This window comes from Geodermatophilus sp. SYSU D00696, from assembly GCF_054050235.1.
On sequence record NZ_JBJGYY010000047.1, the window covers coordinates 24,919 to 34,247 of the forward strand.

Annotated in this window: 12 protein-coding genes; 4 read left to right on the forward strand and 8 right to left on the reverse strand. The window is 75.4% G+C overall.

The genetic code is table 11. The annotated features are described in order from the left end of the window. Positions 1 to 16 precede the first annotated feature (16 nt). Positions 17 to 1,528, reverse strand: coding sequence for a leucyl aminopeptidase (locus ACI79O_RS21480; RefSeq protein WP_456915166.1), 1,512 nt, complete (start codon positions 1,526 to 1,528; stop codon positions 17 to 19). 81 nt (positions 1,529 to 1,609) lie between these two features. Between ACI79O_RS21480 and gcvT the strand changes: the two genes are divergently transcribed. Next, a complete protein-coding gene (gene gcvT, locus ACI79O_RS21485; RefSeq protein WP_456915167.1) occupies positions 1,610 to 2,719 on the forward strand; it encodes a glycine cleavage system aminomethyltransferase GcvT in 1,110 nt (369 codons plus the stop codon). Between the two features lie 24 nt (positions 2,720 to 2,743). On the opposite strand, the gene ACI79O_RS21490 is transcribed toward gcvT, so the two are convergent. From ACI79O_RS21490 to ACI79O_RS21505, 4 genes are read right to left on the reverse strand one after another with little or no spacing between them, the layout of a single operon-like run. Next, entirely contained in the window at positions 2,744 to 3,880 is a 1,137-nt protein-coding gene (locus ACI79O_RS21490; protein ID WP_456915168.1) for a YihY/virulence factor BrkB family protein, read from the reverse strand. Between the two features lie 34 nt (positions 3,881 to 3,914). Continuing rightward, on the reverse strand, positions 3,915 to 4,190 hold the full coding sequence (locus ACI79O_RS21495) for a DUF4235 domain-containing protein (protein ID WP_456875492.1): 276 nt from the start codon (positions 4,188 to 4,190) through the stop codon (positions 3,915 to 3,917). Continuing rightward, a complete protein-coding gene (locus ACI79O_RS21500) occupies positions 4,187 to 4,750 on the reverse strand; it encodes a DUF3618 domain-containing protein (protein ID WP_456892869.1) in 564 nt (187 codons plus the stop codon). Before ACI79O_RS21500 ends, ACI79O_RS21495 begins: the two co-directional genes overlap by 4 nt. Continuing rightward, a complete protein-coding gene (locus tag ACI79O_RS21505) occupies positions 4,747 to 5,187 on the reverse strand; it encodes a phage holin family protein (protein ID WP_456875494.1) in 441 nt (146 codons plus the stop codon). Before ACI79O_RS21505 ends, ACI79O_RS21500 begins: the two co-directional genes overlap by 4 nt. Before the next feature lie 112 nt (positions 5,188 to 5,299). On the opposite strand from ACI79O_RS21505, the gene ACI79O_RS21510 reads away from it, so the two are divergent. Continuing rightward, on the forward strand, positions 5,300 to 5,512 hold the full coding sequence (locus tag ACI79O_RS21510) for a hypothetical protein (protein WP_456892871.1): 213 nt from the start codon (positions 5,300 to 5,302) through the stop codon (positions 5,510 to 5,512). Positions 5,513 to 5,553: 41 nt separating this feature from the next. On the opposite strand, the gene ACI79O_RS21515 is transcribed toward ACI79O_RS21510, so the two are convergent. Both ACI79O_RS21515 and ACI79O_RS21520 read right to left on the reverse strand, forming a co-directional pair. Further along, entirely contained in the window at positions 5,554 to 6,537 is a 984-nt protein-coding gene (locus tag ACI79O_RS21515) for an aldo/keto reductase family protein (protein ID WP_456892383.1), read from the reverse strand. A 39-nt stretch (positions 6,538 to 6,576) separates the two neighbouring features. After that, positions 6,577 to 7,134 carry a TetR/AcrR family transcriptional regulator gene (locus ACI79O_RS21520; RefSeq protein ID WP_456892385.1) on the reverse strand — a complete coding sequence of 186 codons (558 nt, stop codon included), beginning with the start codon at positions 7,132 to 7,134 and terminating at the stop codon, positions 6,577 to 6,579. A 66-nt stretch (positions 7,135 to 7,200) separates the two neighbouring features. On the opposite strand from ACI79O_RS21520, the gene ACI79O_RS21525 reads away from it, so the two are divergent. Continuing rightward, positions 7,201 to 8,046, forward strand: coding sequence for an alpha/beta fold hydrolase (locus ACI79O_RS21525; RefSeq protein ID WP_456915169.1), 846 nt, complete (start codon positions 7,201 to 7,203; stop codon positions 8,044 to 8,046). Positions 8,047 to 8,049: 3 nt separating this feature from the next. Here the strand turns inward: ACI79O_RS21525 and ACI79O_RS21530 are convergent, their stop codons facing one another. After that, positions 8,050 to 8,661: a DUF3043 domain-containing protein gene (locus tag ACI79O_RS21530; protein WP_456875499.1), complete on the reverse strand. Its 612-nt coding sequence runs from the start codon at positions 8,659 to 8,661 to the stop codon at positions 8,050 to 8,052. Positions 8,662 to 8,804: 143 nt separating this feature from the next. Between ACI79O_RS21530 and ACI79O_RS21535 the strand changes: the two genes are divergently transcribed. Continuing rightward, positions 8,805 to 9,161: a HesB/IscA family protein gene (locus ACI79O_RS21535; protein WP_456875500.1), complete on the forward strand. Its 357-nt coding sequence runs from the start codon at positions 8,805 to 8,807 to the stop codon at positions 9,159 to 9,161. Positions 9,162 to 9,329: the final 168 nt, after the last annotated feature.

Consider the following 9,329-nt stretch of genomic DNA (forward strand, 5'->3'; position numbering starts at 1 on the left):
CCCGCCCGGGTGGTGGTCAGCCGGCGAGCAGGTCCTCGATCGTGGCCAGCAGCGTGCGGACCGGGACGCCGGTGCCGCCCTTGGGCGTGTAGCCCCACGGGGCGCCGGTGTTGTAGCTCGGGCCGGCGATGTCGATGTGCGCCCAGGGCAGCCCGGTGGGCACGAACTCGGCGAGGAAGTGCGCCCCGACGAGCATGCCGCCCATCCGATCGGCGTTGGCGTTGACGAAGTCGGCGATGGGGGAGTCGATGCCCCGGCGCAGCTCCTCGGGCATCGGCATGGCCCACATCGGCTCGCCGCTGCGCCGGCTGGCGGCCACGACGGCGTCGCGCAGGTCGTCGCTGCCCATGACGCCGGCGGTGCGGGCCCCGAGCGCGACCAGCTGCGCGCCGGTGAGCGTGGAGGTCTCGAGCAGCACGTCCGGGGAGTCCTCGGCCGCCCGGGCGATGGCGTCGGCCAGGATCACACGGCCCTCGGCGTCGGTGTTGGTGATCTCGGCCTTCTTGCCGTTGCGGAAGGTGACCACGTCGGCCGGCCGGTAGGCGGTGCCGCTGGGCAGGTTCTCCGCCATCGGCACGGTGGCGGTCAGCTCGACCGGCAGGCCGAGCCGGGCGACCAGGCAAGCCGTGGCGATCACGGCGGCGGCGCCGGCCATGTCGCTGGTCATGTGGTGCATGTTCGCGGCGGGCTTGATGGACAGGCCGCCGCTGTCGAAGGTGATGCCCTTGCCGACGAGAGCGACCTTCTTCTGCGCCCGCTTGCCCGAGTACCGCAGCCGCAGCAGTCGCGGGCCGCGCGCGGAGCCCCCGCCGACGGCGAGGACGCCGCCGTAGCCGCCGGCGGCCAGCTCGTCCTCGGCGAGCACCTCCACCGACAGCCCCGCGGCCTTGCCGGCCGCCGCGCCGCGGGCGGCGAGCTCGGCCGGGTACAGGTCGTTGGGCGGGGTGTTGACCAGGTCGCGCACGAGGGCGACCGCGTCGGCGACCGCGCGCACCCGGGCCAGCGGCGCCTTGGCCGCGCCGGCGTCCGGGACGACGACGGTGAACTCGCGCGGCGGCGCCGGCCGGTCGGCGGGCAGGTCGGAGCGGTAGGCGGTGAACTCGTAGGCGCCCAGCAGCGCGCCCTCGCCCACGGCGTGCAGCCGCTCTGCGTCGGGCGTGCCCCCGACCGCGGCGAGCAGCGAGACGACCGAGCCGCGGCCGCCCAGCGCCCGGCTGGCCGCCCCGGCGGCCCGGCGCACCGCCTCGGCCGGGTAGCCGCCGCCGTTCCGCGGGGCGCCGAGGCCGACGGCCGCCACGACGGGGAAGGGGCCGTGGCCGAGGCTGGCGACCCGGGTGACCTCGTCCTCGGCGCCGCGGGCACCGAGGTCGGCGAGGGCGGGCAGCAGCCGGCCGCCGAGCAGGCGGTCGACGGCCTCGGCACCCGGCGTGGGCAGCAGGCCGGAGCTGCCCTTGCCGATCCCCACGACGACGGCGTCGGCGGGGGTCTTCTCGAGCGGGCGGTCGGTGGCGGTGATCGTCGGCGGCACCGCTCGATCCTAGGGGGCGCCGATCCGGCGGTCGTGAGGACGGCGAAGGAGTCGGCGGGCCGGCGTCGCTACGGTTCCGGTGTGAGCCCGCGGACCTCCCCCCTGCACGACCGCCACGTCGCGGCCGGCGCCAAGCTCGCCGACTTCGGCGGGTGGTCGATGCCCATCGAGTACGCGGGTGGTGGCGTCCTCGCCGAGCACGCCGCCGTGCGGGAGGCGGTGGGCCTGTTCGACGTCTCCCACCTGGGCACCGGCACGGTCCGCGGGCCCGGCGCCGCGGCGCTCGTCGACGCCTGCCTGACCAACGACCTGTCCCGCATCGGCCCCGGCCGGGCGCAGTACACGCTCTGCTGCGTCCCCGACGGGGAGCCCGACGCCGGCGGCGTGGTCGACGACCTGATCGTCTACCTGCACGCGGACGACGACGTGCTGCTGGTGCCCAACGCCGCGAACGCGCAGGAGGTGCTCTCCCGGCTGGCCGACGCGGCGCCGTCCGGGGTGACGGTGACCGACCGGCACGAGGAGGTCGCCGTCCTCGCCGTCCAGGGGCCGCGCTCGGCCGCCGTCCTCGGCGCCGCCGGGCTGGCCGCCGACCTGTCCTACATGGCCTTCGCCGGCGGGGCAGGGGAGGAGGTGGCCGTCTGCCGCACCGGCTACACCGGGGAGCACGGCTACGAGCTGCTCGTCGCCGCCGACCGGGCCGGCGACCTGTGGGACCGGTTGCTGGAGGCCGGGGCCGCCGAGGGCATCCGCGCCTGCGGCCTGGGCGCCCGGGACACGCTGCGCACCGAGATGGGCTACTCGCTGCACGGTCACGAGCTGTCGCGGTCGATCACCCCCAACCAGGCCCGCAGCGGCTGGGCCGTGGGCTGGCGCAAGCCGGCGTTCTGGGGCCGCGAGACCCTGCTGGCCGAGCGCGAGGCCGGTGCCGCGCGCCTGCTGTGGGGGCTGCGCGCTCCCGGGCGCGGCATCCCCCGGCCGGGCATGGCCGTCCTCGACGCCGGGGGAGCGCGGGTCGGCGAGGTCACCAGCGGCACCTTCTCGCCGACCCTGCGCACCGGGATCGCGCTCGCCCTGCTCGACACCGCAGCGGAGCCGACCGAGGGTGCCGCCCTCGCCGTCGACGTCCGGGGCCGCCCGCAGCCGGTCGAGGTCGTCCGTCCGCCGTTCGTCCCCTCGCACGTCCGCTAGGAGGATGGCCCGGACGGACCTTCGTCAGGCCTTCTGCTTGGACTCCTTGGTGGGCTCCGGCGGGTCGGGCAGCTCGTCGGCCATGGTGGCGTTGCGCTGTCCCATCGGGACCGGCTCGCCCTCGGTGGTGTCCTCGGCCGTCTGGTGCTCGGCCTCGGAGTTGATCTCCGCGCCGAACAGCACCAGGTAGCAGGTGAGGTACAGCCACAGCATCAGGACGATGACGCCGGCGATGGTGCCGTAGGTCTTGTCGTAGGACCCGAAGGCGTCGACGTAGAAGCTGAAGCCCAGGCTGACCAGCGCCCAGATGACCGTCACGACGATCGCGCCCAGGCTGACCCACTTCAGCTGCGGGGCGTCGCGGTCGGGCGCCACCCGGTAGAGCACCGCCAGCGAGCCGGCGAAGACGCCGAGCAGCAGCACCCAGCGCACCACCTGCGCCAGGACCGTGCCGACGACGCCCAGTGGCAGCGCGTCGAGCAGCGCCGGCACCACGGCGACCAGCGTGAAGGTGATCAGGATGAACAGGATCGCGCCGAGGGTCAGCCCCAGGGCCATCGCCTTGCGCTTGACGAAGGAGCGGGTCTCGACCTCGTCGTAGGCGATGTTGACCGCCGAGATCACGTTGCCGGTGCCGCCCGAGGCCGACCACAGGGCGGCCAGCACGGAGACCGCCAGCGACAGGGACAGGGCGCCACCGCTGTTCTCGGTGATCGCGGTGAGCTGGGTGCCGATGAGGCTCGCCGCGTCCTCGGGGAGCTGGGCCGACAGGTCCTCGACCTGCTGGGCGACGGTCTCCGGCGAGGCGACCAGGCCGTAGATGGAGATCGTCGCGATCAGCGCGGGGAAGATCGCGAGGAACGCGAAGAACGCGACGCCGCCGGCGATGATCGGCATGTTGTCGGCGTTGTGCTCGGCCCACGCCCGCTTGACGATCTGCTTCCAGCCGCGCGCCGGGATCTGCGTCGGCGTCTCGGCGTGCACGCCGGGCAGGTCGGCGTGGGTGGGGCCGCCGGGCGGGACCCTGCCGGGATCGGCCGGTCCCTCACCGCGGGCGGCCCGCTCCTCCGCCTCCCGGGCGGCCGCGCGGCGGGCCGCCTTCTCCTCCACCCGCTGCCGGATGCGGTCGACGGCGCTGTCGCGCTGCCTGGTCCCGGCCATGCCCGGTCCTCCCGTGTCCTCGGTCGATGTCCCGTCAGTCGCCCGGCCAGGTGCCGGTCAGCTTGGTGAAGCCACGCGCGCCGAGCCGGTCGATCGTGGCCTTGGTTGCGGCGAAGATGGCGCCCTGGATGGCCGCGGCCAGCACGACCTCGCGCATGCGGTACTCGCTCTGCAGCGCGTCGGGGGCGTCCTCCTCGCCGGAGACCCGCTTCCAGACCTGCTTGAAGATCGCCCCGGAGACGACGCCGGCGAGGAGGCCGGCGCCCAGGCCCACGGGGCGGTAGACCAGCTTCGCGCTCTTCTGGCTCACCTGCGCACCTTCCCCTTGGCGACCCCGCTCTTGGCGAGGGCCTTGCCCGTGGCCTTCCCCGTCGCCTTGCCCTTGGCCTTCGTGGCGACGGCCTTCTGCGCGACGGCCTTCTTCGCGGCGCTCTGCGCCAGCGCCCGGCGCCGGGCGTCCCGGGCGACGGCGCGCTGCGCCCGCTTGGCCTCCCGGGTGGCCTGCGCGCGGGCCCGCCGGGCCTCTGCTCGCGCCTGCGCCAGTGCGGCACCGGTCGCGGTGGAGGCGGCCGAGGCACGGCGGCGCCTGCGCCGGCGGCGCCACGCGACCAGGCCGACCAGGCCGGCGAGCGCGGCACCGGCGCCGATGACGGCGGGCGGGCTCTCGCGGTAGGTCTCGACGGCGGTGTCCTTGGCGCGGGCCGCGCCCTCCTTGGCGCGGGCGGGGACGTCGAGGCGGGCACTGAGCTCGTCGACGGTGCGGCCCAGCTGCTCGCGGGTCGCCTCGATCTCGGCCTTGATGGCGTCGGGATCGGCCGGACCGGCGGAGTCGGACCCGTCGGGACGGGAGCTGCCGGACGCGGTGCTCATCGGCGCGCACTCTCCTTGACGGTCGCGATGTCGGCCTTGGTGCTGGCGATGGCCTCGGTGGGCACCGGCGGGGTGCCCTGCTGCACGTCCTTCTTGCCGACCAGCGCCAGCACGCCCGCGACGGCGAACAGCACGACGGCGACGACGAGCGCGGCGAGCCAGGCCGGCATGACCACGTCGAGGGCGAGGACGGCGGTGGCGACGAGCACGCACAGGCCCAGGAAGCCGAACAGGCCCGCGCCGCCGAACAGGCCGGCGCCCACACCCAGGCGCTTGGCCTTCTGGGTCATCTCGGCCTGCGCCAGCCGGGCCTCGTCGCGCACCAGGCGCGACACCTGCTCGGTCAGCTGGCTGATCAGCTGGCCGGTCGAGGCGTCCTCGGTCGTCGGGGGCGGAGGGGTGGCGCGCGAGGCGCCCCCCGCGGACGGCACGGTCATCGGTCCTCCGGTGGGCAGCGGTCGTCGGACCTCCCATGCCCCTGCCGGTCGCTCCCGACACCCACCGGTCGATCACACCGCGGACACGGTCCGGCGTCACTAGCCTCGGGCCATGACCTGGACCTGGCGGCTCGAGGATGCCGACGGCGCCACCATCGACCCCGCCGCGCTGGGCGTCGAGGTGCCCGGCTCGGACAACCAGGGCGACGCGGAGTCGTGGCTGGGGGAGAACTGGCGTGACCTGCTGGGCCGGGGGGTGGCCACGGTGAGCCTGTTCGACGGCGACCGGAAGGCCTACGGCCCGATGGGCCTCGCCCCGGCCTGACCCTCGACTCGACGTCGAGGGTCAGGCCGGGGCGGGCCGGATCAGCCTCGGGAGGTCTTCGCGGGGTCCCGCTCGACGACGTCGCCGAGGACCTCGTCGATCCGCTCGAGGACGTCGTCCTCGAGCCGGACGCCGGCGGCCTTCACGTTGTCGTGCACCTGCTCGGGGCGGGTCGCGCCGATGATCGCCGCGGCGACGTTCTCGTTCTGCAGCACCCAGGCGACGGCGAGCTGGGCCATCGACAGCCCCAGGTCGTCGGCGACCGACCGCAGGTCCTGCACCCGGGTGAGGACGTCGTCGGTCATGAACTGCCGGATGAACCGGCCGGCCTCCGGGTCGGTGGCGCGGCTGCCCGCGGGCGGCTGCTCGCCGGGGCGGTACTTGCCGGTGAGCACGCCCTGCGCGAGCGGGGACCACACGATCTGCGAGATCCCCTCGCGCTGCGAGGTCGGGACGACCTCCTCCTCGATGACCCGCCACAGCATCGAGTACTGCGGCTGGTTGCTGATCAGCTGGACGCCGAGGTCACGCGCGAGCGCCGCGCCGGCGGCGATCTCCTCGGCCCGCCACTCCGAGACCCCGATGTAGAGGACCTTGCCCGCGCGCACCAGGTCGGCGAAGGCGGTCATCGTCTCCTCCAGCGGCACCGTCTCGTCGTAGCGGTGCGCCTGGTAGAGGTCGATGTGGTCGGTCTGCAGCCGCCGCAGCGAGGCCTCGCAGCTCTCCTGGATGTGCTTGCGGCCCAGTCCGCGGTCGTTGGGGCCCGGGCCGGTGGGCCAGTAGACCTTCGTGAAGATCTCCAGGCCCTCGCGGCGCTGGCCGGCCAGGGCGCGGCCGAGCACCGCCTCGGCGCGGGTGCCGGCATAGACGTCGGCGGTGTCGAAGGTGGTGATGCCGGCGTCGAGGGCGGCGCGCACGCAGGCCTGCGCGGCGTCCTCCTCGACCTGGCCCCCGTGGGTGAGCCAGTTGCCGTAGGCGATCTCGGAGATGGTCAGGCCGGAACGGCCGAGGCGTCGGTACTCCACGTGGCCCGACGCTAGCCCCGGCCCGCCGCGGTCACCCGCTCAGGGCCCGGCCAGCCGCCCCGCCAGCCAGCCAGCGGCCGCGGCGGCCCGCTCGGGCCCGGCCACGGCGTGCACCAGCAGCACGCCGTCGAGGGCCGCGAGCAGGCCCGCGGCGGCGGCCGCCCGCTCGGCGTCGGCGACGTCCAGGCGCGGCCCGACCCAGGCCAGCCAGTCCTCGGCGACCCGGCGCGCGAGGTCGGCGAAGGGCTGCCGTCCGCGGGCGGCCAGTCCGGACACCTCCAGGTACAGCCGGACGTGGGCGTCGGCGCCGGAGTCCTGCAGCGACGTCCACAGCACCGGCAGCAGACGGCCGGGCGGGACGGCGTCGCCGGGCAGCGCGGCGGCCAGGCCGGCCTGCAACTGCCGGCCCACCTCGTCGAGGACGGCGGACAGGAGGTTCTCCCGGGTGCCGAAGTAGTACAGGAGCATCCGGTCACTGGTCCCGAGAGCCGCGGCCAGCGGCCGCAACGACAGGGTGGCGACCCCCTCGCGGAGGACGTGGTCGACGGCCCCGGCCAGGTAGGTCTCCCGCTGTCCCGTCTCCCTTGCCGCACTCATGTAGCAGACGCTACATTGCTTGACGTGTAGCGACTGCTACACACGACCCCGATGGAGGAGGCGGCGGTGCACGAGACGACGGTGACGACCCGGGTCGGGCCGGTGCGGGTGCGGCAGACGGCGGCGGACGGGGGACCGGTGGTCCTCGCGGTGCACGGACTGCTGCTGGACGGCCGGCTGTGGGACGGCGTGGTCGACCAGCTGGGGCCGGACGTCCGGGTCGTGGTCCCCGACCTGCCCCTGGGCGCCCACCCCCGGGCGGTGCCCGACCGGTCGGCGCTGACGCCCGAGCACCTCGCCGGTGCGCTGCTCGACGTCCTCGACGGGGTGGGCGCCGGCTCCGCGGTGCTGGTCGGCAACGACACCGGGGGAGCCCTCGCCCAGCTGGCCGCCGCGGCCGCACCCGGGCGCGTGGCGGGACTGGTGCTGGCCGGCTGCGACGCGTTCGAGCACTTCCCGCCGCCGCTGCTGCGCCCGCTGCCGCGCGCGGTCCGCGTGCCGGGCGTCCCGGCGGCGTTCGTGCGCGTCCTCGCCGTCCCCCGGCTCCTGGCCGACCCCGGGCCGCTGAACCTGTTCACCGTCCGCGGCCTCGGCCGGTCGCTGGTCGCCGACCTGCTGCGGCCGGCGCGCACCGACGCCGCCGTGCGGGCCGACCTGACGGCCCTCGTCGCCTCGATCCGGCCCCGGCCCCTGCTCGATGCCGTCCCCGCGCTGGGCCGGCTCGGGGTGCCCGCCGCCGTCGTCTGGGGTCGCCGGGACCGGGTCTTCCCGACGCGCGGCGCCGAGCGGCTGGCCCGGCTGCTGGCGACCGGGGTCACCTGGCTGGACGACGCGCTGACCTTCGTGCCCTGGGACCGGCCCGACGCCGTCGCCGAGGCGGTGCGGCGCGTGGTGGGCGCCGCGGTGCCCTGAGCCTCAGACCTCGGCGCCGAGGGCGACCTCGGGCTTGGGGAAGCGCCACCGGCGGATCATCGTGGCCCGGCTGATCCCGTACCAGCGCAGGCTCCGCATCTTGTGCGGCTGGTCGGGGAAGCGCTCGCGCACCGTCCGCGAGATCCGCCGTCCCAGGAACACCGAGTCGACGATGATCACCAGGAAGAACAGGAACCAGAGCAGGACGGTGTAGTTCTGCACCGCCGGGTTCGGGATGAAGTAGCCCACCAGGACGAGCGCGGCGACCGGCAGGAAGTAGCTGCCGGCGTTGCGGCGGGCGTCGACGAGGTCCCGGACCAGCTTGCGGACCGGACCGCGGTCGCGCGCCGGCAGGTAGGCGTCGTCGCCGCGGGCCATCCCGGCCCGGGTCTGCACCCGGCGCTGCGCCTGCTGCTCGCGCATCCGCCGGTAGGCCTCCTTGCGGGTGGTGGGAGGCGGCGGCGGCGGGCCGGGACGGCGTCCCTGGGCCTCGGTGCGCTTGGGCGTGGGCCGGCCCTTGCCGCCGGACTTGACCAGCTGCGTCTCGGTCACGTCGGCGGCGGTCTCCGGGGCGGTGGAGGCGCGGTCCCGGCGCCCGGGCAGGCGGAGCTTCACGGTCGTGCAGTCTACGTGCGTCCGCGCGAGGGACTGACCGTCGCGACCGCGCGCCGTACAGTGGGAAGAGGGCCCGCCACGGCGGTGTTGACCCGCGGCAGGGAGTGCCGCAACGGACCCCTCGGATGTGGGAGGACAACGACATGACGGTGCAGGACACCGAGACCACCGGCAGCACCGGCGTGCTGCTCAGCGACCCGGCGGCCGCCAAGGTCAAGGCGCTGCTGGACCAGGAGGGCCGCGACGACCTGCGCCTGCGCATCGCCGTCCAGCCCGGTGGCTGCTCCGGCCTGCGCTACCAGCTCTTCTTCGACGAGCGGTTCCTCGACGGCGACCAGACCTACGAGTTCGGTGGCGTCGAGGTCATCGTCGACCGGATGAGCGGCCCGTACCTGGGCGGCGCGGTGATCGACTTCGTCGACACCATCGAGAAGCAGGGCTTCACGATCGACAACCCCAACGCGCAGGGCTCCTGCGCCTGCGGCGACAGCTTCCACTGACAGAAGGGCCCCTCTGCCCCCGGGACACGCTCCGCGAGCCCCGGGACCCTGCAGAAGGGCCGTTCCAGTCCGTCACCAGAACGGGGGGGGGGGGGGGGGGGGGGGGGGGGGGGGGGGGGGGGGGGGGGGGGGGGGGGGGGGGGGGGGTGGGGGGGGGGCGGGGCGCTT

Bases quoted from the DNA above. Each gene is read 5' to 3' on its own strand.
- ACI79O_RS21490 (WP_456915168.1), bottom strand. From the start codon at position 3,880: ATGGCCGGGACCAGGCAGCGCGACAGCGCCGTCGACCGCATCCGGCAG.
- ACI79O_RS21520 (WP_456892385.1), bottom strand. From the start codon at position 7,134: ATGAGTGCGGCAAGGGAGACGGGACAGCGGGAGACCTACCTGGCCGGG.
- ACI79O_RS21500 (WP_456892869.1), bottom strand. From the start codon at position 4,750: ATGAGCACCGCGTCCGGCAGCTCCCGTCCCGACGGGTCCGACTCCGCC.
- ACI79O_RS21535 (WP_456875500.1), top strand. From the start codon at position 8,805: ATGACGGTGCAGGACACCGAGACCACCGGCAGCACCGGCGTGCTGCTC.
- ACI79O_RS21510 (WP_456892871.1), top strand. From the start codon at position 5,300: ATGACCTGGACCTGGCGGCTCGAGGATGCCGACGGCGCCACCATCGAC.
- ACI79O_RS21505 (WP_456875494.1), bottom strand. From the start codon at position 5,187: ATGACCGTGCCGTCCGCGGGGGGCGCCTCGCGCGCCACCCCTCCGCCC.